The organism is Streptomyces sp. NPDC002092 (assembly GCF_053593775.1).
The window spans coordinates 1-21,948 of record NZ_JBSFDG010000001.1; the positions used below are offsets into that span (position 1 = coordinate 1).

Below are 21,948 nucleotides of genomic sequence, written 5' to 3' on the forward strand. Positions count from 1 at the left end.
CCTGCTGCGGTTGCTCTTGCTTCCCACCTGGCACTACTTCCTCTGGAACCTCACGTCCCAGTCTCCAGGTGTCCGACATCAAGGGGAAGCTTCAGTGGTGATCCGCCGCGCGCAGGGCGGCGGTGAGGCGTTCGCGTGGTTTCAGGCCGAGGCCGGCGGTGGCGTGGAGGGCGCCGAGGGCGTACTCGTCGCCGCAGCCGACCGCCGCGTACCCGTCGGCGGACTCACTGACCTGGTAGTCGCCGTGGATGGCGAAGAGCCGGCCGTGGATGCCCACGAGGAAGCTGCCGGCCCGTTCCTGCTCGGACTCCTTGCGCGCCCAGCCGCCGTCCTTGAGACAGGCGCGGACCGCGTTGACGAAGGTCGTGGCCATGAAGCGGTAGAGGGCGCCTTCCGGGTGCGGGGCATCGAGCGCGTAGTGCAGCAACTGGCCCATGCGGAAGGATGTGGTGTACCCGAGGACGTAGGGCCCGTTGGTGAACACCTTGGGGTCGCGGCAGATGGTGAGCCGGTAGTCGTCACTGCCCGCGGAGTCTCCGGCCAGATGTACTCGCTTGCGGTGAACCAGGCCGACGATGACGGTCAAGTCAGCACCCCCGTAGTGGTGTTGAGGCTTGGGTGGCCGCCTCGGGGCATTTCTGCCCGCCGACTGCGCGGAGTCACCGCTTCCGTTCAGCGGTACTGCATCAACAGCTCTGCGGCGCGTCCGACTCGGCGGGACGGCCGAGCGGGCTCGTGGTGTGGGGCCGGGCCGGTGACCCGCGGCCGTGGCGTCTGCTGCGCGGTGGGCGGTGGGGCCACAACAGGACGTAGACGGCGGAACCCGCCGCGAAGGCCAGGCGGATCAGGCCCTGGGCGGAGTCCGAGGGGACGAACAGGGCGCTGCCGTACAGGGAGATGAGGGCGAGCCAGCTGACCCATGGGACCAGCCGGCGCTGGCCGATGGAGTCCCAGATCAGGGTGCCGAGGAGGACCGAGGCGTTGTAGTACGTGTAGACGCTCGGGTCCAGGACGATGCGGGCGTCGGCGGCGAGCAGCACCACCGCCGGCCAGCGGTGCCGGCGGACGGCCAGGGTGCCCAGGGTGATGCCGAGGGCCATCTGGGCGGGGCGGTCCCACCAGGGGGTGGCGGCGTCGTGCACGCCGAACCAGCGCAGGGCCGAGGCGGGCTGGTTCGGGATCGTGAAGCGGGCGGCGGCCAGGGTGTCCAGATGCGTGAGGTAGAAGGGCAGCCAGGCGACGGCCACCAGGCCGACCGTCCAGGCGGCGGAGCGCAGCCAGGCGGGGCGCGGCAGGGCCAGCAGCAGGGGCAGGAAGCCGACCGCCCAGGGTTTGGAGTCCACCGCCAGGGCCAGGAAGACGCCCACGGCCGTCGCGTTCCCGCGCACCAGGGCCCGTACGGCGAGGGTGGTGAAGAACAGCGCCAGGACGTCGTCGAGGTGCGCGAACCGCACCGAGACCTCCACCCACATGGGGATGAAGGCCGCTCCGGCGATCAGTACGCGCTGCTGGAGGCGTTTGTGGTTGAGTCCCGTGCCCCGGTAGTGGTCGGCGGCGGCGCGGCCGACCAGCACCAGCATGTACAGGCCGAGGCCGGACATGAACGCGTCGGCGAGCTTCTCTCCGAGTTCGGCGGGGAACGGGGCGAACAGCCCAGCGACCAGGAAGCTGACCGGGCCGATCTGCAGATCGGGGTGGTTGGCGTAGAGGGCGAGGCCGCCGCCGGGGAGTTGGTGGAAGAGCAGTTGCTGGCCCTTGACCAGATAGTGCCAGGACACGGCTTCGTGGCGTTCGGCCACGAAGAACCAGGCGACTGTCCACAGGGCCAGCAGTGCGATGTGCCAGCGAACCGGATAGCCGCCGATACGGCCGATCCGTGCCCCGTCCCCGGGCACGGCTGTCGCCGTCCTCCGCTTCCGCACTTTCCGTCCTCCCCCTCGGCCCGCGCCCGGCGTCGGGACGGCCGAGGTCGCGGGTACTACCCCGTCATTCCATTAGAGGGGGACTCGGCGCTGTGGGTTGCCTGTCCGGGCCCACGATCCGGGCCGCCGGCCGAGAGGCACGAGCTCGGCGCCCGGATCCTCGCAGGGAGCCAGGAGTCGATGAATCGTTCATCCAATGAAGTGTTGACTTCCGGATGAATAAGCCAGAACAATCCATGGGGTGACCTCCGAGCAGCTGTCCGTGGGCCCGGCCCTGTCCTCCGTCTCCTCCGACCTGGACGAGGCGGTCCATCGCTGTCTCGTCGCCGGCTTCGAGGGCACGACGACCTTCCCCGACACCCTCAAGCAGCTCATCGACCGCGGTCTCGGCGGCGTCATCCTGTTCACCCGGAACGTGCGCGACGCGGAGCAGGTCCGTGAGCTCACCGACGCACTGCGGGCGATCCGCCCCGATCTGCTGGTGGCCATCGACAACGAGGGCGGCGGCATCGGCCACCTGGTCGCCGCGGGCGTCCCCGAGGTCCCCGGCTCCTACGCCCTCGGCGTCGCCGACGACCCGAACCTGACCGCCCGTTGCGCCGACGCCCTCGCCGGCCATCTCGCCACCCTCGGCATCACCGCCTCGTACGCCCCCGTCGCCGACCTCCAGCGCCGGGCCGACAACCCGATCGTGCGCACCCGTGCCTTCGGCGCCGACCCCGAGCCGGCCGCCCGCCATCTGCACGCCTGGATCACCGCCACCGAGGCCCGTGGCATCGCCTCCTGCGCCAAGCACTTCCCCGGCCACGGCGGCACCGAGACCGACAGCCACCACGGCCTCGCGGTCGACCCGCGCCCGGCCGACGAGCTGCGCGCCGACCTGGAACCGTTCCGCGCGGCCGTCGCCGCGGGCGTGCCCATGCTGATGAGCGCCCATGTCGTCTATCCGGCGCTGGACGCCAACCGCCCCGCGACCCTCAGCCGCCGCATCCTCGGCGACCTGCTCCGCCACGACATCGGCTTCGACGGGGTGCTGGTCAGCGACGCCCTGGAGATGAAGGCCATCGCCGACCGCTACGGCGAGGCGGCCGGCGCGCGCATAGCCATCGCCGCGGGCGCTGACCAGGTGATCGTCGCCGTACCGGACCTGGAGGTCACGCTCGCCTGCCGGGACGCGGTGCTCGACGCGGTGGACTCCGGCCGGCTGTCCGAGGAGCGGGTGTGGGAGGCGGCCGGGCGGGTGCGGCGGCTCGCTCAGCGGTATGCCACCCCCGCCCAGGTGGTGGCCGCCTGGGATGCCGGGGCCGGGCTGGAGGCGGCGCGCCGCGCCGTACGCAGCCGGGCCGTACCGCCCGCCGTACGCGGCGCCCATGTCGTCGACCTCTTCCCGCCCCCGCACCCCGCGCTCAACTGGGGCGGCGAGGACCTCCTGACCGAGCTGCGCCCCCTCGACCCTGGGGCGAGTGGTACGGCGGTGAGTGGGGAGCCCTGTGACCAGGGCGCCCTCGTCGACGGCATCCTCCGGCTGGCCGCGGGTTCGCCGCTGGTCGTGGCCACGTGCGACGCCGGGTTGCATCCCTGGCAGGCGCGGTTCCGGGACGCCCTGCTGGCTCGGCGTCCGGACGCGGTGCGGGTGGATACCGGGCTGCCGGAGGGTGGGGATCTGTGCTCGTTCGGGCGGGGGCGGGTCAATCTGCGGGCCGTGGCGGAGATTTTGGGCAGGTGATTGGGCTGCGGGTGAGTGGGGGCTTGTCGCGCCCCGCGACGGAGCCGCATATCGGCACAGCCCCGCGCCCCTAAAGAAGCTGCACGATCCGCCGCGTTGCCAAGTACCCCTTGTCGTCCGCCCGTTCAGCAAGCACCACCGCCGGGCGTTCGCCCTGCCTGCGCAGCTGCATCCACGCATCGAAGTACGCGCCGCCCGGACCCGACACGGAACGTGTCGCGGGCGTGCAGTCCAGCACCAGGGCGGCGGTGCGTGGCTCGGGGGAGACGGGGCTTGCGCGCAGTTCGGCGATCGTGTCCGCGAGGGCGGTGGCGATCGGCTTGGGGCGGCCCGTGGAGTCGAACAGGCCCAGGGTGTACTCCAGCTCCGGATAGTCGGCCAGTGAGCGGTCCACGTCGTGGGAGCACCACCACGTCACGCCCCAAAGCCCTTGGCAGTCGCCCGCGTTGAGGACCGTGGCGCGGGCGAAGCCGGGGGCGTCGGCCGCCGGGATGTGCGGTTCGGGGGCGCCCGTCTCCTGGACCCAGACGGGGCGGGACGGATCGTCGGCGTAGGCCTTCGCGAGTTCCGTGCCGTACTCGGCGAGGTGCTGCACCTCGAAGGAGGCGGGGCCGTAGCGGCGGGCGCAGTCGGCGGAGAACACCCACGGGTGGACGGTCGTCACGTCGCCCTTGCGGGCCGAGGCCTCGGGCGTGAACGGGTGGTCGTCGCCGTACCAGGCGGCGTCGTACGCGGAGTGCGTGGCCAGCTGACCGGGGCGCAGGCCCTCGCGGGCGGCCGCCAGCAGCGTGTCGAGGTAGTGGTCGACCTCGGCCGCCGTCACCGGGTTGTGCTCGACCAGGTTGTTGAGCTCGTTGCCGAGCTGGAGGCCGATGAGGTTCGGGCGGCCGGCGAGGGCGTGGGCGAGTGTGCGCAGGAGCTCCGCCTGGGCTTCGACGGCCTCCGGGTCGGTGAAGACATTGCGGTGGTGCCAGCTGCGGGTCCACTCCGGGTAGAAGTCGAAGCTGGACAGATGGCCCTGTACGCCGTCCACCATGACGTCGAGGCCGGCCTCGGCCGCCAGGTCGACGAGCTGCGCCAGCTGGTCCACGGCGGCCGTGCGGATGAGGGTGCGGTTGGGCTGGAGCAGCGGCCAGAGGTGGAAGACCCGGATGTGGTCGAGGCCCAGACCCGCGATCTGGGCCAGGTCCTCGCGGGCGTGCTGCGGGTCGAAGTCGTGCCAGGCGTGGAACCAGCCGCGGCGGGGCGTGTAGTTGACGCCGAAGCGGAGCGTAGGGATGGGATCCTCCTCGGGTCGCCGACCCCGTGGGGTCGGGGGCTTGTCCTCGCTGAATGTATCAACCACCATGGTCGATGATGAATAACGATTTCAACCAGGAGTCAGGGGAGCTGGTGGTCGGCCTCGACGCCGGCGGCACCCGTACGCGGGCGGTCCTTGCCGCCGCGGCGGACGGCCGTGTGCTCGGCGAGGGCGCCGCCGGGCCGGGCAACGCCCTCACCGTCCCGCTGCCGCGGCTCACCGACCACCTCACCGAGGCCGTCGCCCAGGCGGTCCCGGAGTCCGCGCGGGGCCGTGTCGCGGCGGTGGCCGGCGGTTTCGCGGGCGCCACCGGGGCGGCCAACGACGACCCCGGGCGCCTCAACGCGCTCACCGCCCTGACCGCCGCCCTGCGCCGGCTCGGCATCGCCACCGGCTCGATCGGCATCAGCAGCGACATCGAGGCGGCCTTCGCCTCCGCCCCCGGCGCCCCGGCCGACGGCCTCGCCCTGGTCGCCGGCACGGGCGCGGTCGCCATGCGCATCACCGACCGCCGCTGCACGGCCACCGTCGACGGCGACGGCTGGCTCCTCGGCGACGACGGCAGCGGCTTCTGGATCGGCCGCGAGGCGGTCAGGGCCGCCCTGCGGATGGCGGACGGACGGGGCGGGCCGACCACCCTGGCCGGCGCGGTGGGGCGGACCCTGGGCCTGCCGCGGGAGGTGCTGCCGCAGGGACGGGAACCGGGGGCGCCGCCTGTGCCGCCCGACGCGGCCTCCGGCGTCCCGGGCGGCGGGTCTGGCGGACGGCACGGTGAGCCTGGCGACGCGCCGACCGCAGCGCCCGTGGACGGCTCCGCCACGTGGTCGCTTGCCGATCGCGAGGCCTACCGCATGCATCTGCTCCCCGTCGTCATGGCCGAACCCCCGACCCGGCTGGCGCGGCTCGCTCCGCTGGTGGCCGAGGCGGCCCGGGAGAAGGACCCGGTGGCCGGGGCGATCCTCGACGAAGCCGCCGGACAACTGGCCGAGACCGTAAGGGCGTTGGCGCCGCAGCCTGGTGAGCGTGTGGTCGCGACCGGCGGCCTCCTCGGCCCCGGCGGCCCCCTCACCGTCCTTCTCGCCACCCGCCTCCGGGCTCTGGGCCTCACCCTCGACTGGGTGGCAGACGGCTGCGCAGGTTCCGTGGCCCTCGCCCGCCTCCTCCTGTGACCGGCACCCACCAAATCCGACCCGCCAGCAAGGAAAGGACCGGCCGCATGCCGAAGCCGGAGCGCGCGGCCGAACGCGCCGAACACACCCAAGAAGGCCGCCCCCTCTACCGGGACCCCGACGCCCCCGTCGACGCCCGCGTCCATGACCTGCTCGCCCGGATGACCCTCCGCGAGAAGGCCGGTCAGCTCAACCAGCGGATGTACGGCTGGGACGCCTACCGCCGCAGCTCCGACGGAGGCTACGAACTCACCGACGCGCTGTTGGCCGAGACCGACCGTTTCGAGGGGCTCGGTGCTCTCTACGGGCTGATGCGCGCCGACGCCTGGTCCGGTGTCGACCACGGCAGCGGGCCCGGCGCTCAGGACAGTGCGGCTCTCGCGGAGCTGGTGCAGCGGCACGTTCTCGACCGCAGCCGGCTCGGCATACCCGCGTTGTTCGTGGAGGAGGTGCCGCACGGCCACATGGCCCTGGACGGCACGGTCCTCCCCGTCAACCTGGCGGTCGGCGCCACCTGGGACCCCGGGCTGTACGAGCGTGCCGCTGCGCACGCCGCAGCCGAACTCCGCGCCCGCGGCGGCCACTTGGCGCTGGTCTCGGCGCTCGACATCGTCCGCGACCCCCGCTGGGGCCGTACCGAGGAGTGCTTCGGCGAGGACCCGTATCTCGCCGCCCGGATGGCGGAGGCACTGGTGCGCGGCATGCAGGGGGAGCCCGCCGAGTTCTTCGCCGAGGACAAGGCACCCGTCGTGCTCAAGCACTTCGCCGGGCAGGGCGCCACCGTCGGCGGCCGCAACTCCGCCGAGTCGGAACTCGGTTGGAGGGAGCTGGACGAGATCCACCTCCTCGCCGCCCGCGCCGGCGTCCGCGCCGGAGCCGCCGCCGTCATGGCCGCGTACAACGAGGTCGACGGGATGCCGTGCTCCGGCAACCGCGCCCTGCTCACCGGGCTGCTGCGGGAGAGCTGGGGGTTCGGCGGGCTGGTCATGGCCGACGGGCTGGCCGTGGACCGGCTGGCCCGTATCACCGGCGACGAGGTCTCCGCCGGGGCTCTCGCCCTCAATGCCGGGGTCGACCTGAGCTTGTGGGACGAGGGCTTCACGCATCTCGAGGAAGCCATGGAGAAGGGGCTCGTCGAGGAGTCCGTCCTCGATGCCGCCGTCGCCCGCGTCCTGCGCCTCAAGTTCCGCCTCGGGCTCTTCGAACGGCCTTACGGAGGTGGCGAGTTGCCGTCCCCCGAGCAGGGCCGCGCCCTGAGCACCGCCCTCGCGCGTGCCTCGGTCACCCTCCTCCACAACGACGGCGGCGCCCTCCCGATACCGGCGACCGTCTCCCGTATCGCCGTCCTGGGACCCCAGTCCGCCACCGCCGCCCACCAGTCGGGCGACTACACCGCCCCGCAGCGCTCCGGCAGCAGTGTCCTCGACGGGCTCCGCAAGCTCGCCCCGCCCGGCACCGACATCCGGTACGCCCGCGGCTGCGCCCTCACCGGCGGCGACCTCTCCGGCATCCCCGAGGCGGTCGCCGCGGCCGCCGCCTCCGACGTCGCCGTGCTGGTGCTGGGCGGCAGCAGCGCCCGCAGCCCCGAGACGGACTTCGCCGCCAACGGAGCCGCGCTCACGGCCGTTTCGGAGATGACCTGCGGAGAGGGTGTGGATCTCGCCGGGCTGCGGCTGGGCAGGGCCCAGTACGTGCTGCTCGACGCCGTCGTGGCGACGGGCACGCCCACCGTCGTCGTCCTGGTCCAGGGCCGCCCGCACCTCGTGCCCGAGACCGCGGCCGCCCTGCTCACCGCCTGGTACCCGGGCCCCTGGGGCGGCGACGCGATCGCCGAGGTGCTCCTCGGACACACGGCACCCGTGGGCCGGCTCCCCGTCTCGGTGCCCCGCTCGGCGGCCCAGCTGCCCGTCCACTACAACCACAAGGACATCGAGTACGGCGGCTACGTCGACGAGAGCGCCGAACCGTTGCACTCCTTCGGGCACGGGCTGTCGTACACGAGCTTCGCGTACGGCCCGCCGCGCACGGACGGGCGCACCGTCACGGTCGACGTCACCAACACCGGTGCGCGGCAGGGCCGTACCGTCGTGCAGGTCTATCTGCGGCGGCTGATCACGTCCACATGGCCGCGCACCCTCGAACTGTTCGCGTTCGAGGGTGCCGACCTGGGACCCGGCGAGTGCCGTTCGGTCACCTTGCCGCTCGACAGGGACCGACTCGCCGGGACCAGGACCGTGGAGATCCGGGTCGCCCAGTCCGCGCGGGCCGCGCTCACCGCCGTCCCCGCCGTACTGGACCTGCTGGAGGTCAGAGCTTGACGGCCCCCGCCGAGACGCCCCTGTAGAACCAGCGCTGGGTGATCACGAACAGCACCAGCACCGGGATGACGGAGATCACCGAACCGGCCATCACCACCCGCTGGTCGTAGCCGAACGACGAGCTCTGCAGCCTGGACAGGCCCAGCGTCAGCGTCATGTGGTTCTCCGAGCGGAGCACGATCAGCGGCCACAGGAAGTCGTCCCAGGCGCTGATGAACGTGTTGATGGTGACCACCATGATCGCGCCCCAGGCGGACGGCAGATACAGGTACCTGAACCGCTGCCACTCGTTCGCGCCGTCCAGCATCGCCGAGTCCTCGATCTCCCGAGGGACGGCGAGGAACGCGCCGCGCATCAGCAGCACGTTGATGGCGCCGACGAACCCGGGCAGCCAGACGCCCGCCAGATTGTCGACCAGGCCCAGGTCGCGGATGCTCAGGAACAGCGACACCATGATCGACTCGAAGGGGAACATCATCGAGGCGACCAGCACCACCCAGACCGCCTTGCGGCCCTTCCAGCCGGGCTTGGAGAGCATGTAGCCGGCCGTGGTGGAGAACACCAGCTGGCTGGTGATGGACAGGACGACCACGATCAGGCTGTTGCGGATGTACGTGGCCACCGGGACCTGGTCGAAGACCTCGCGGTAGGCCCGCAGGGTCGGGTGGTGCGGCAGCAGCGAGGCGTCCGCGCCGAAGACGTCCTCGCCGACACCCTTCAGCGAGGCCAGGAACTGCCAGACCAGCGGGCCGACCGTGATGCCCAGCACGAGGAGCAACAGCAGGTAGCGGACGACCAGTTCGCGGGGCCGGCCGTACTCCCGCCAGCGCGGCATCAGCCGCCGGGGCTTCTCGACGGCGGTCGTCATGCCTCGTCCTCCTTCGTCAGGCGCTGCGCCAGCAGGGTCAGGCCGAGGGTGAGTACGAACAGGGCGACGCTGACCGCGGAGCCGTAGCCGGCGTTGCCGGTGATCGGGTCGAGGCCGACGTCGCGGATGTAGAAGGGCAGGGTGCGGTCGGCGCCGCCGGGGCCGCCGGTGGAGCTGCCCAGCATGAAGATCTCGGTGAACACCCTCAGACAGCCGATGCCGGTGAGCGTGCCCACCAGCATCATCGCCTGGCGCACGCCCGGCACGGTGATGTGCCAGAAGCGGCGGACCGCGCCGGCGCCGTCCATCTGCGCCGCCTCGTGCAGCTCCTTGGGGACGTTCCCGAGCGCGGCCAGGTAGAAGATCATGTACCAGCCGAGCCCCTTCCACAGCGTCAGGCCCATCGCGGAGAAGAGGATGAGCCAGGAGTCGGAGAGGAACGGAACGGCGGACTTGATCAGGTGGGCTTTCTGCAGCCAGGTGTTGACCAGCCCGTCGTCGGCCAGCAGCCACTGCCAGCTCAGGCCCACGACCACGCTGGAGGCGAGGACGGGCGTGTAGAAGGCCGAGCGGAAGAACCCGATGCCGGGCAGGTTCTTCTCCACCAGGACGGCCAGCATCAGCGGCAGCAGCACCATCAGCGGGACGACGACGACCGCGTACAGGATGCTGTTGCGGGTCGCCAGCCAGAAGTCCGAGTCGCCCAGCATCCGGGTGTAGTTGTCCAGCCCGACGAAGCTCGCGGCGCCGCCCAGCGGCTTGGCGTCGGTGAACGACAGGATGACGGTGTTGAGGAACGGGAACACCCCGAACACCACCGCGCACACGATCGCCGGCGCGGTCCACAGCCAGGGCAGCCACCAACGGCGGTACAGCGCCGCGCCGTTGGCGCCCGGCACGGGGCCGGGCAGCACGGCCCGGCCGATGCGGCGGATACGGGACGGGGCCGTGCCCGGCACGGAGGCAGTACGCCCCGTACCAGGCACGGTCACCGGCTCAGCGGTCTCGGTCGCCACGCTCAGCCCGCCTGCTTCAGCAGGTCGTTCGCCTTCGCCTGGGCGTCCTTGACGGCCTGCGCGGGGCTCTTCTTGCCCTGCATGGCCAGCTGCACCTGTCCCACGATCGCGTTCTGCACGGCCGGGGAGAGGTTCGTCTGGTTGGTGTCGGCCGTCTTGAGCTGGTCGGCGACGAGCTTGCGGGCCTGGGAGAACGGGTCGCTCCCGGTGACGTTCTGGAAGAACGGGTCGTTCAGCGAGTCCGTGGTCGTCGGGAAGATCACCACGTTCGGGTCCTTGCACCAGGCCGTCTGGTTCTCGGCGTTGGTCAGGTACTCGGCGAAGGCCAGCGCCACCGGTGCGTGCTTGCTGGTCGCAGCGACCGAGATGTACTGCGGGGCACCGGCGGAGGCGCGGCCGAGCGCGTCGTAGGGCTGCTGGCCGACGGCCGTCCTGGGGTAGATCGACGGGCTGTTCTGCTTCACGAACCGCACGAAACTCGGGTTCGTCGAGCCGTAGGCGACCTTGCCCTGGCTGTAGAGCGTGGACGGGTCGTTGCTGGAGGACAGCGAGTCCTTCGGCATCGCGCCCTCCTTGTACAGCTTCGCCATCCAGGCCACCCACTGGGTGGTCCTCGGATCATTGGCGAAGACGGCGGACTTGCCGTCCGCGGACAGCGTCTTGATGTTCATCTGGTCGAAGTCCGACGGGATCCGCCAGATCGGGTTGGCCATCGTCGCGTAGAACTTGCCCTTGCCCGCCTTGGCGACCTTCTCGTAGTCGGCGAACAGGCCGAACAGCGTCGTCGGCGGCTTCGCCGGGTCTATGCCCGCCTTGTTCAGCAGGTCCTTGTTGTACGTCAGCAGGACGCCGCCGGTGTACCAGGGCAGCGTGGTGTGGATCGCCGAGCCGGACGCGTCCTTGAAGGTGGCGGACTTCCAGAACGACGGCACGAAAGGCTTCGCGACCTCCGGGTCCTTCACGCTGAGGTTGAGCAGATAGCCCGCCTTGGTGAGGGCGGTCGCGGTGGGGGCGTTGACGTTGATGACGTCCGGCAACGTGCAGGCCTGGGCGTCGGCGACGGTCCGCTGGGTGAAGGTGTTGTCGCCCGGGTCGTCGATCCACTTGACCTTGGCGCCGGGGTGCGCCTTCTCGAAGGAGGCGATCACTCCGTTGAAGAAGGCCCCGAAGTCTTTCTTCAGATTCGTCGTCTGGAAGGTGATCTGTCCCTTGACGTCACCCGTCAGCTTGCCTGAGCCGACGTTGCCCTTGTCGACCTTGCAGCCCCCGGCGGTGCCGTTCCCGCCGCCGGATCCGCCGCCGGACAGGCCGCAGCCGGCCGCCGTCAGCGTCAGGGCGATGATTCCCGCCACGGATGCGGTGAGTCTTCCAGCGCGCATGTCCACCCTCCTGGGACCAGCCGAGAGGCTGGTTCAATCAACCAACTTCGACTCCGATTGATGAAAAGGTGGACCAGAATTCATCGGAGGTCAATGGTTTGCCGTGTTGCGTTTCGGTTCCGCGCTTGGTTCCGCCGATGACTCAGTGGCGGTGCTCGTGGTCCGGGTGCGCGGGGTCGCCGGGGTGCTCGTGCCCCGCGGCGTACACCACGTCGGCCCGCGCGCGGTCGAACCAGGCGAAGAAGGCGCGCCGGCCCGCGGCGCGTCGCAACTCGTCCGCGACGGACTGTCGGACCTGCTCGAACGGCAGGAAGTCCGTGGATGCCGCCCGCCGTCCGAACGGGTCGACTCCGCGCCGTAGTGCGTCCGGGGTGAGGAAGCGGTCCCGGTTGCGGTCGTAGTAGTCGCGTACGGCTTCCTCGGGGATGTGCTGCTCGGCCTCGAGTTCGGTGAGGAGGGTACGGGCGGCGGGGGAGTGGGCCAGGGCGGCCGCGATGATGCTGCCCAGGTCAGCGACGTCTTTTTCGGCCACGGCCAGTAGGCGTGTCGGGGACACCTCTGCCACCGGGGGGAGGCCCCGTTCCGCCACGGCCCTGCGGGCCAGCTCGTCTGCGACGACGACCTGCGTGGCCCAGCGTCGGCGTTGGCGCTCCGCGCGGGCGGGGGCGGACAGTGCCTCGTGGTGTCGGTGGTTGTCTGTCGCGCCGTCGTGGCTGGTCGCGCCCCGCGGCGGAGCCGCTGATGAATACAGCCCCGCGCCCCTGACGGGGCGCTCTGGCACCGTCTCCAGGAAGGCGTCTACGCGGTTTTTGGGGACCGGTTCGCCGTGTACTACGGCTGCGTGGTCTGTCATGGCGTTATCTCCAGCTCTACGGCCTTTGTGTAGGCCACCCGGCCATGCCACGCGATCTTTGCCAGCAGCCAGTACGAGCCCGGTGGTATTGCGGCGGCGTTCACGTCGATGGTGCTGTTCAGTTGCTGTTCGGCTGCGATCGTGAAGCCCTGGCAGGCCGGGGTGACTCCCGGCCAGGTGCCCCAGGAGGAGACCGCCCACAGGGTGCCGTTGATGGGGCCATGGGTGGCGTTGTGCAGGGTCACCGGGACGCGGGCGCGTTCGCCACTCCTCAACGTGATTCGGTCAACTCCCAGGTCCGTCAGGAGGGTTGGCCCTGCCGGGGCGCCCGGTACGTCGACCGCCACGACGTCCTCGTATGTCTGCCCTTCGTACGACAGCCGTGCCGCCAGCCAGTGCCGGCCGGGTGGGGCCTCCGGCGGTGGCGTCACCGTGACCTCGGTGAGGGTGAAGCCGCCGGGGGCCAGTGCGTACGGCAGTGTGGGCGGCTCGGTGGACCAGCCGGGCGGGGCCTCGACGGTCACCGTGCCCGAGACGGGGGCGTCGGTGAGTTCCGAGGAGATGCGGACGGTCGCGTTGAAGGGGCCGCCGGAGGCGGTGAGCGTCGTCGGTGAGATGTACACCGCGACCGGCATGTTGCCGCGGGGAGCGGGGCCGGAGTTGTGGAGCCAGTAGCGGGTGTGGACCGGCTGCGCGGGCTCGTGGGCGGCGACTCCGGGGTCGTACGCGCTCCGCGAGCCCTCGGTCGGCGTGGCCAGGGCCGTCGCGACCTCGAACCCCGTCAGGCCGACGGAGAGCACTCCCTGTTCGTCCGGCGCCAGTTGCTCCCCGGGTGTTTCCAGTACGTCGGTGCGGGCGCCCCGCGTCCAGGGCCGCGGCCCGTGCACCCGCGCCCGTACCGGACGGCCGTTGACCTCGTGCATCCGCACGACGACCCCGCGCTCAGGGGCCGCCGGTGCCACGCTCCCGCGGGCGAGCGGTGAACCGGCCGGCTTGAGGGCGTCGAGCAGGACCTCGCCCGCCGGTTCCAGGCGCAGCAGGCTCAACTCCCTTGGGAGAGAAGCTGCTTCCGACGGCCGTCGTACTCTGGCGCTCAGCGGGTGATTGAACTCGTGGCCGACGCAGGGCAGTTGTTGCTTGCGCCAGTCGCCTTCGCCCCCCACCACCGCGTACTCGAAGGTGTGGGACCAGCGTTGGAGCTGGAAGCCCGAGCCGTCGGGGGCCGTGCGGCGGGGTGGGTCGACCCAGATGCCGGAGGGCCAGCCCGTGCAGGAGCGCATCAGCGACATGTAGAGGTCGCCCGAGGAGGTGACGACACAGCCCGGCGTGCCGCGGTTGAGGACGGCGAAGCCGCGCCCGTCCCAGGCGTCGCCCGGCGGCAGGGCCTCGCCGCCGCCCGCTGCCGTCGCCGTGACGGTCGCGTCGCCCAGGTCGGCGATCAGCGCGTCCACCGCCTTCGCGTCCCCCTCGGCGTCCGCGCCCGCCACCACCAGCAGCGGCAGCCGTTCGAGGTCGCGCAGGTCGGCCCCGGGCACCCACTCCTCACGCAGTGAGGCGCGCGGCGCGACCCAGACGGCGGCCACGCCGCCCTCGGCGAGCTGCCGGTGCAGCTCGCGCCCCGCCGCCGGATCCCAGCCCAGCGCCTCGGCGACGAGGGAGTTGCGGTCCGGGCCGCCGACGGCGATCCGGATGTCGGGCAGGTTGGAGTCGACCTCCAGGTCGCCGTAGCGCGGACCGTCGGCGATCGTCGAGGTCGCCGTGACCCCGGCGCGCACCAGCGCGGCCGCCAGCGGCGTCCCCAGCTCACCCGCCTCGTCCCAGGAGGCGTACACCAGCTCCGCGACGCCGATCGCCCGGCGGCCGAGCAAACCGCCCGTGTCGTCGCGCAGTTCGACCCGCGCCGTCGACCCGAGCCCGAACCAGGTGCCCGCCGGATTGTCCAGCGTCCACGGGAACTGCTCGCTGTCCACGTCCACGAACCCGAAGCCGCGGCCTATCACCGCGTCCGCCACCTCGTGCACCGGCAGCCCGCCCTGCACGTCGGACGGCCAGCGCACCCGGATCAGCCGGTCGGCGCCGTCGTAGCCGTCGATGGTGGTCGTCACGTCGACGCGCGGAACGCCGGTCCACAGCGTCAGGCGCTGTGTGTACCGGAACAGCCCGAGGTCGGCGCGGACGGTGATCCGGGACCCCGCCGGAGAATGTGACACTTCCGCGGAAGCTGTTACATCTTCGCCGCGAGCCACCGTCCTGCCCGTCGGCGTGAGGTGCCAGGGGCCCTCGCCGAAACGCGGGTGCCTCGGGTACTCCTCCTGGACGACGAGCTCGTTGCCGATGTCCCCGGCGCGCAGCAGCTCCCGGCCGCCCTCGGTGAGCGCGCGGAAGCTGCTGACGCCGCCGCCGCGCGCCGGGTCGACGGTGACCTCGTAGAACTCGTTGCGGATGGTGGTGCCCTCGCCGGGCGCCCACTCGGGGACGGTGCCTTCGGTCAGGGGCAGGGCCTTGAGTCCCATGCCGGGCAACTCCGGTACGACGACGTGGAGTTTCCCGTTCTCGCGGACCGCGGGGAGGCCGACGGGGACGAGCCCCGGGTCGTCGACCGTGAGGACGTCCCGCCGCTGCCAGGTAGCGGAGTTGAAGACGACCAGGTCGGCGCCCTCGCCCGGGGTGACCCGGTCGGCCAGTGCCTGTGTGGCATCGGTGTGCACGGTCTCGGCCAGGTCGGCCAGCTCGCGCCAGCCGGTCATCAGGTCGATGTAGACCTGGTCGGACTCGGAACCCGTGATCGCGTCGTGGTGGGCGCCGTAGATCAGCTGCCGCCACGCCTTGTCGAGCGCCGCGTCCGGATACGGATGCCCCGCGACCAGCGAGGCGAGCGTCGCCCAGGCCTCCGCGTCGGCGAGCAGCGTCTCGCCGTAGCGCTGGGCCTGCTTGGTGTCGATGTAGGAGACGTCCTTGCCGGTGTAGACCGGGTTCATGTCCCGTGTCTGCGGGGAGGCCTTGCGGCCCTCCGCGTCGAGCTCGGCGCGCACGGCGGTGAAGAAGTCGCGCGGTGTGCCGCTGATGAACCGCGGCCAGACGTAACGGGCGTTCCAGTCCCGGTGGATGTCCATCACCCAGCGGCACGGCGGCGCGTAGTCACCGCCGACCGGGAGCAGCACGTTGCGGGTGAGGGCGACCGACCTCAAGCCCCGGAACAGCTTGAGGGCGGCCGCCTCCGCCGCCGGCAGGGTGGGCGCGTTGTCGATCGCCCAGCCGGCGCCGTAGTGGTTGACCATGTAGGCCGTCAGCAGCCCGCGCCCCGACGGGGCGATCCAGCTGAACTCGGCCGGGAACTGCATCCGCCCGGGATCGCGCGGCTCCTCGCCGAAGACGGAGAGAGTCGGCCCCCACTGGTGGAACGGCCCGCGCGCCCACGAACTGGAGCTGATCCCCGCGTCCGCCATCAGCCCCGGGAACTGCGGATCGTGCCCGAACGCATCTAGCTGCCAGGCCGTCTCCGGCGACGAGCCCATGACCCCCCGCTGGAACCCGTCGCCGTACAGCGCGTTGCGTACGGTGGCCTCGGCGCCGGTGAGGTTGGTGTTGGGCTCGTTGTAGGTGCCGCCCATGATCTCGACACGGCCGGTGCGGATCAGCTCGCGCAGGAAGGCGCGCTCCTCGGGGAAGGAGTCCCAGTACGGCTTGAGGTAGTCGACCTCGGCGAGCACGAAGGTGTATGCCGGGTCGCGACGGGCCAGGTCGCAGTGGGCGCGGACCAGGCTCATCCCGGACTGGCCGCGCGAGTCGAAGGTCCGGGCGGGCAGTCCGGTCGAGGCGGGGTCGTCGGCGACGTCCCAGGTCTCGGTGTAGGCGGCCTGGGTGTTCCACCACACGGGGTCGTAGTGGAAGTGGCTGACCATGAACATGGTCCAGCCGGGCTCGGCGGCCGTGAAGGGGACCGTGAGCGCACCCGTCTGCGCGGGGTCGCCGGCATCCTCGGCGGTGACCGTGACATGGGTGCCGGCGCCGGGGGCGAGGTCGGTCGTCACGGGTATCTCGGCGCGGACCCTGCCGTCGTCGCCCGTGGTCGCGAGCGTTGTCCCCAAGACACCCGGTCCGGCGACGGTGATACGGACCGTGCGGCCCGGGGCGTGGCTCAGCTCGACGGCCATCACCTGGTGCGGATGCTCGGTCGTCCCGACGAAGAGCTCGGTCGACTCGGCAGAGGTGACGCGCATGGGTCTCCTACGAGGATGCTCGGGGGGAGTCCCATCCTGGCACCGCCGGGATGATTCAAACAACCACCTTCACGTATTCTCGGTGGTTCATCCATGCAGTCGCGTCCGGTTTCACCTCGTCCGGCGCGACTTCACCGCGTGCTGCGGGGCGATGTGGTCGGTGAGGGCGAGCGAGGCGCTGGCCCGCTGGTAGGAGAGCTGGCCGACCCGGACGTAGAGACAGTCGACGATCATCAGGACCGAGTGCCGGCCGCCGATGCTGCCTGTGCGGAAGCTGGTCTCCGAGGTGGCCGAGATGAGCCGGATGTCGGCGGCCCGGGCGAGCGGGGAGCGCGGGTCGGTGGTGATGGCGACGGTGGTGGCGCCGCGCTCCTTGGCCATCTCGAACGGTTCGAGGGTCTCGCGGGTGGCGCCGGAGTGGGAGATGCCGATGGCCACGTCGGCCGGTGTGAGCAGGGCCGCGGAGGTGGCCGCGCCGTGCACCTCGGTCCAGCCGCGGACCGCGCAGCCGATGCGGAACAGCCGGGTCTCGGTCTCCTGCGCCACCGTGCCGCTGCCTCCGACGCCGTACACATCGATCCGCCGGGCCTTGGCCACCGCCTGGGCCGCTCGCTCGACCGAGTCGAGGTCGATCCGGTCGATGGTCTGCTGGATCGCGCGCAGGTCGGCGCTGCCGACGACCTGGACGACCCGCTCCAGGCTGTCGTCCGGCGAGATGTCAGGGCCGATCTCGGCGGAGCCCCAGTCGGAGACCTCGCCGCGGCCGCGCTCCTGGGCCAGTTCGATCAGCAGGTGCTGGTAGGAGTCGAGCCCGATGGCGCGGCAGAAGCGGGTCACCGTCGCCTGTGAGGTGCCGGTGCGGCGGCCCAGTTCGGCGGCCGAACAGTGGGTCACGGCGGCCGGATCCTCCAGGATCAGCTCGCCGACCTTGCGAAGGGATCCGGCCAGCCGGGGAAGCTCGGTGCGGATCAGTGTGGTGACGTCCGTCGAGGGCATGAAGAGAAGGTATCAGCCACCCATAGGTGGATGGATTGAATACCAGGACCATGAAGGCGAGCCATGTTCACGCAACGGCCCGCTGCATTGCTCGCTGCATGGACCATGTGATTTATTGATTCATCTAAGGAGCCGGGTGGGGTGGTTCAATCCACCAGTAGGGAGTGTCGTGTGTCCGTCGAGTCTGTGAGCGCCGAGGGCTTCGCGCGGGAGAGCCTGGCCGTCCTGGCGAACCTCACCGAGTCCGCACGCGAGGAGGTGGCGGGCGCCGCCGGACTGATCGCCGACTGTGTCCGCTCGGACGGCGTGATCCAGGCCTTCGGCACCGGCCACTCCCAGGCCGTGGTCCTCGAACTCGCGGGCCGGGCAGGCGGGTTGGTGCCGACGAATCGGCTGAGCATCGCCGATCTCGTTCTCTACGGCGGTGACGACCCGAGCGTGCTCGACGATCCGCTCCTGGAGCGCAGCGAAGGGGTGGCCGAGCGGCTGTACCGCCTCGCCGGGCCGAGCCCCCGGGACCTCTTCGTGATCATCTCCAACTCCGGTGTCAACAATGTGATCGTCGAGATGGCGTTGCAGGCCAAGGAGCGGGGGCATCGGGTGCTTGCCATCACCTCCCTCACCCATACGCGGGCCGTGCCTGCCGGGCATCCGAGCGGGAAGAAGCTTGCCGATCTGGCCGATGTCGTGCTCGACAACCGGGCGCCTCGGGGGGATGCGTTGCTGGAGCTTCCCGGGGGCGGGGCGGTTTGTGCGCTGTCCACCCTCACCGGGGTGATGTTGGTGCAGATGGCGGTGGCCGAGGCTACGAAGCTGCTGCTTGAGTCCGGTGAGCGGCCGCCCGTGTACGTCTCGGCCAACGTGCCCGGTGGGTTTGAGGGGAACCTGGAGTTGGAGAAGCGGTACGCCGGGAGGATTCGGCGTACCGCCAGTTGAGGGCTCCGCGCCCCTAAGGGATCAACGCCACCGCCAGGGGATATGCACCGGTGGGGAGGGATGTCCCAGCTGTGCCCGTGGCTGTGTCGATCGTTGCCAGGGTGTTTTCGTCAGCCGTTGTCACGTATGCCGTCGTGCCGTTCCAGTTCAGGGCTACGTCGAAGGCCGACTTGCCGACCGGGATCTGTTTGCCGGGGGCGCCGGTCACCGTGTCCACGGGGGTTACGGAGTTGCCGTTGCTGGGACTCACCCAGAGGGTGCGGCCGTCCGGGGAGAGGGCGAGGCCGTAGGCCTGGCCTGTGACCAGCAGTGTCGGCTCGGTGTCGTTCGTCGCGGTGTTGATCGGAGTGACCGTCGAACCGCCGGAGTCGGAGACGTAGACCGTCCTGCCGTCGGGTGCGGCGACCACGTTGAAGGGGCTCGGGCCGACCGGGACGGCGGTCTCGGCCTTGCCCGTGGTCAGATCGACGGGCGAGACCGTGTTGTCGTGGATGTTGGCGACATACAAGGTCCTGCCGTCGGGTGTGATCGCCATGTTCTCCGGTCCGGAACCGACCGGGACGGGTGTGCCCGCCTTCAGTGTGGTCGTGTCCACGGGCTGGACCGTGCCGTCCGTGTAGTTGGCGACCCAGAGCGTACGGCCGTCAGGGGTGAGGGCGAGGCCGGCCGGGACCCGGCCCACGGCCACCGTCGCGGTGACCTTGCCGGTACTGACGTCGATCACGCTGACTGTGTTCGAGCCCTGGTTGGCGGCGTAGGCGGTGCGGCCGTCGGCGCTCACGACCACCTCACCGGGGTTGGCGCCCACCGCGATGGCGGTGCTCTTCCCGGAGGAGAGGTCGATCGAACTCACCGAGGCACCGCTGAAGTTGGCGGTCAGTGCCCTGGGCGTTCCCGTTCCGTCGGTGACCCGGACCGGGAGCGCGCGGCTGAGGATTCCGGTGCCGGACACGACGAGGGAGCGGACTCCCTGGGCCGTCCCGGCGGTGACCTTGACCGTTGCCGACCCGCTGCCCCCGGCCGGGACGGTGACGCTGCCCTCGGTGGGCGAGGCGGTGACGCCTGCGGGGACGGCCAGCTTCCAGGACACCGTGCGGGAGGCGGTGGAGCGCTTGTCGGAGAGGTTGAGCGTGACCGTCTCGGTCGCGCCCGGTTCGAGGCTCAGCGAACCCGGGGCGAAGGACGCGTCGACGCCGGGGTCGGGCGCCGTGTCCAGCATCGTCGTATAGAGGAACTGGTCCATCACGCCCGGCGAGACCTGCTGGGGGATCGCGTCCAGTTCCTTGCGCTCGGCCCTCAGCCGGTTCCAGTACGTGGTGACGGCTTCCGTGTCGCCCTTCTTGTCGGCCAGCAGCAGGGCCACGGCGGTCCGGCCCGCGCTGCCGTAGCGGCCGAGCTTGTCCAGCCAGGACGAAGTCTCGTCCAGGAAGGCCGGGTTGGAGAGGTGGGTGCGCAACTCGGCGGGCGTGGCTGCCATGTCGGTGAAGTACGACGTCAGTGCGGCGGCCGCCCGGTCGAGGCCGTCGTCTTCGGCGTAGGCCTTGCGGAAGGCCGCGATGAGCTTGGTGAGCGTGGGTGATTCGGTCGGGTCCAGCTGGGAGGAGTAGTTGTTCTCGGCGAAGATGCGCAACCATGAGGCCGATGAAGGCCCTGCGAGGTCGCGGACCGAGGCGAGGAAGGCCGCGCGGGGGTCGTAGGCGCCAGGGTTCCAGAGGTATGCGGCGGAGGTGAACAGGGCCAGGCGGCTGGCCTCGCCCTGGATCATCGGGTTGGCGGTCACGCCGACGGCCTCGCTCGCCACACCGGGTTCGCGGCCGGTGTAGGGGCCGAGGAGGAGACGGCTGGTGACGTAGTCGTTCACCGGGTAGTTGTCCCAGACCAGGATCGGGTGACCGTAGACCGTGCGGGCCTGCTTCAGCTGCTCGGTGGTGATGCTCGGCGCGATCACGCCGGCACCGGTCCACTCCACGACCACGGACGGGTCCAGCTTCTCGCGCAGCGCCTTCTTGTACGGGGAGTCGGCGAGGTCGGAGTACTCGGTGGGGACCATCTCCAGCGGCTGCAGGCCGGTGTGGTGTGCGGAGAAGTCCCGCCAGACCTGGTTGAGGAGATGCGCCTGTGCCGCACCCGCCGCTCCGCCTCCCGTGCCGAACTCCTTCTCGTCGGCGTCGCAGTTCCACTTGGTGTAGCTGATGTCGTCCAGCGGGATCGCGAACGACCGCACGCCGATGCCGTACAGCGAGTCGAACTTGCGGGTGAGGGCTGCGATGTCCGACGCGGAGGAGTAGCAGACCGACAGGCCGGGGGAGAGGGCGTAGGTGAAGCGGACGTGGTTGGCTTCGGCGCGGCCGACCAGCTCCTTGAGCCGGGCCAGCTCGGCGGCCGGGTACTCGTCGCGCCATCGGGCGCGCAGGTAGGCGTCGTCCTTGGGGGAGTAGACGTACACGTTCTGTTTCGTACGGCCGTAGAAATCGAGCTGGTGGAGGCGCTCGGTGTGTGTCCAGGGGGTGCCGTAGAAGCCTTCGACTACTCCGCGCAGGGCGGCGGTGGGCCAGTCGCGGACGATGACCGGAGGCAACTTGCCCTTGTCGGTGACCAGTTGGCGCAAGGTCTGGGCCGCGTAGAACGTGCCCGTGGTGTCGACGCCGGAGAGGGCGAGAAGGGCGCGACCGCCGGCGCGGCCGGATGCGAGGGCGTAACCGCCGGAGGGAAGACCGGTGGGGGAATTGGCGTGCAGGCGTTTCAGGATGCCTGCGGTGGCCGGGTTTTCCGTGGGGCCGCCGAGATAGACGGTGAGACGGGCCTGCGGAGGTCTCTTGCCGGCCCGCACGGTGGTGATGTGTGTGGCGCCGGCGCCGCGGAGGACGGAGTCGACGAGACGGCGGGCCGAGGGGTCGGTGCCGGCACCGACGACCTCGACCACCCTTGCAGGGACGGCGAGTTGGCCCGGCGCCGTCCTCTGGATCTGCTGGGGCGTCGGCCATACCTGGGGTGGCCGTGCGGTCGGGGCGGCCGTCGCGGTGGCAGCCGTGGGGGCCGTCAGGGCGGCGGTCAGCACAAGCGCGGCGGTCGTGAAGCGCCAGGGACGTCTGGCTGGGAACATGGATTCTCCTGAGCCAAGGGTGAATGCATCCACCGCGTGATGCTAGAGATGCTGAATGCATCATTCAATGGTGCGCCGACCGTGAGTGCCTGATGTTGTGGTGTGGGTCACAGCGGAGCTAGGGTGAAAGCGCTTGGAGGAC

The 21,948-nt window shown here is 71.0% G+C and carries 14 protein-coding genes; 4 read left to right on the plus strand and 10 right to left on the minus strand.

Annotation, left to right across the window (positions count from 1 at the left end):
- Positions 1-91 precede the first annotated feature (91 nt).
- Both ACWCRD_RS00005 and ACWCRD_RS00010 read right to left on the minus strand, forming a co-directional pair.
- Positions 92-586, minus strand: coding sequence for a hypothetical protein (locus ACWCRD_RS00005; RefSeq protein WP_450963664.1), 495 nt, complete (start codon positions 584-586; stop codon positions 92-94).
- A 100-nt stretch (positions 587-686) separates the two neighbouring features.
- Complete coding sequence (locus tag ACWCRD_RS00010) at positions 687-1,895, minus strand: hypothetical protein (RefSeq protein ID WP_450963665.1); 1,209 nt, start codon at positions 1,893-1,895, stop codon at positions 687-689.
- 268 nt (positions 1,896-2,163) lie between these two features.
- Here ACWCRD_RS00010 and nagZ point away from each other — a divergent pair, with 268 nt between their 5' ends.
- Entirely contained in the window at positions 2,164-3,648 is a 1,485-nt protein-coding gene (nagZ, locus tag ACWCRD_RS00015) for a beta-N-acetylhexosaminidase (RefSeq protein WP_450963666.1), read from the plus strand.
- Between the two features lie 70 nt (positions 3,649-3,718).
- On the opposite strand, the gene ACWCRD_RS00020 is transcribed toward nagZ, so the two are convergent.
- Entirely contained in the window at positions 3,719-4,996 is a 1,278-nt protein-coding gene (locus tag ACWCRD_RS00020; RefSeq protein WP_450963667.1) for a glycoside hydrolase 5 family protein, read from the minus strand.
- 8 nt (positions 4,997-5,004) lie between these two features.
- On the opposite strand from ACWCRD_RS00020, the gene ACWCRD_RS00025 reads away from it, so the two are divergent.
- Together ACWCRD_RS00025 and ACWCRD_RS00030 are read left to right on the plus strand one after the other, a co-directional pair.
- The gene (locus ACWCRD_RS00025) at positions 5,005-6,117 is read left to right on the plus strand and encodes an N-acetylglucosamine kinase (RefSeq protein ID WP_450963668.1); all 1,113 of its coding nucleotides are present in this window, start codon (positions 5,005-5,007) and stop codon (positions 6,115-6,117) included.
- 47 nt (positions 6,118-6,164) lie between these two features.
- Complete coding sequence (locus ACWCRD_RS00030) at positions 6,165-8,435, plus strand: glycoside hydrolase family 3 N-terminal domain-containing protein (RefSeq protein ID WP_450963669.1); 2,271 nt, start codon at positions 6,165-6,167, stop codon at positions 8,433-8,435.
- On the opposite strand, the gene ACWCRD_RS00035 is transcribed toward ACWCRD_RS00030, so the two are convergent.
- The 6 genes from ACWCRD_RS00035 to ACWCRD_RS00060 all read right to left on the minus strand — a co-directional run bounded on the left by ACWCRD_RS00035 (position 8,425) and on the right by ACWCRD_RS00060 (position 17,767).
- Positions 8,425-9,303: a carbohydrate ABC transporter permease gene (locus tag ACWCRD_RS00035; RefSeq protein WP_450963670.1), complete on the minus strand. Its 879-nt coding sequence runs from the start codon at positions 9,301-9,303 to the stop codon at positions 8,425-8,427. The genes ACWCRD_RS00030 and ACWCRD_RS00035 overlap by 11 nt on opposite strands.
- Positions 9,300-10,319: a carbohydrate ABC transporter permease gene (locus ACWCRD_RS00040; RefSeq protein ID WP_450963671.1), complete on the minus strand. Its 1,020-nt coding sequence runs from the start codon at positions 10,317-10,319 to the stop codon at positions 9,300-9,302. Before ACWCRD_RS00040 ends, ACWCRD_RS00035 begins: the two co-directional genes overlap by 4 nt.
- A gap of 2 nt (positions 10,320-10,321) precedes the next feature.
- Positions 10,322-11,698: an extracellular solute-binding protein gene (locus tag ACWCRD_RS00045; RefSeq protein WP_450963672.1), complete on the minus strand. Its 1,377-nt coding sequence runs from the start codon at positions 11,696-11,698 to the stop codon at positions 10,322-10,324.
- A gap of 142 nt (positions 11,699-11,840) precedes the next feature.
- Positions 11,841-12,551: a peptidyl-prolyl cis-trans isomerase gene (locus ACWCRD_RS00050; RefSeq protein ID WP_450963673.1), complete on the minus strand. Its 711-nt coding sequence runs from the start codon at positions 12,549-12,551 to the stop codon at positions 11,841-11,843.
- Positions 12,548-16,771, minus strand: a complete 4,224-nt coding sequence (locus tag ACWCRD_RS00055; RefSeq protein ID WP_450963674.1) for a glycoside hydrolase family 38 N-terminal domain-containing protein — start codon at positions 16,769-16,771, stop codon at positions 12,548-12,550. The genes ACWCRD_RS00050 and ACWCRD_RS00055 overlap by 4 nt, the downstream gene beginning before the upstream one ends.
- A 111-nt stretch (positions 16,772-16,882) precedes the next feature.
- Positions 16,883-17,767: a MurR/RpiR family transcriptional regulator gene (locus ACWCRD_RS00060; RefSeq protein WP_450963675.1), complete on the minus strand. Its 885-nt coding sequence runs from the start codon at positions 17,765-17,767 to the stop codon at positions 16,883-16,885.
- 171 nt (positions 17,768-17,938) lie between these two features.
- Between ACWCRD_RS00060 and ACWCRD_RS00065 the strand changes: the two genes are divergently transcribed.
- Positions 17,939-18,703 (plus strand): sugar isomerase domain-containing protein, encoded by a 765-nt coding sequence (locus tag ACWCRD_RS00065; RefSeq protein ID WP_450963676.1) that lies wholly within the window; start codon positions 17,939-17,941, stop codon positions 18,701-18,703.
- A gap of 13 nt (positions 18,704-18,716) precedes the next feature.
- On the opposite strand, the gene ACWCRD_RS00070 is transcribed toward ACWCRD_RS00065, so the two are convergent.
- On the minus strand, positions 18,717-21,806 hold the full coding sequence (locus ACWCRD_RS00070) for a beta-N-acetylglucosaminidase domain-containing protein (RefSeq protein WP_450963677.1): 3,090 nt from the start codon (positions 21,804-21,806) through the stop codon (positions 18,717-18,719).
- Positions 21,807-21,948 lie beyond the last annotated feature (142 nt).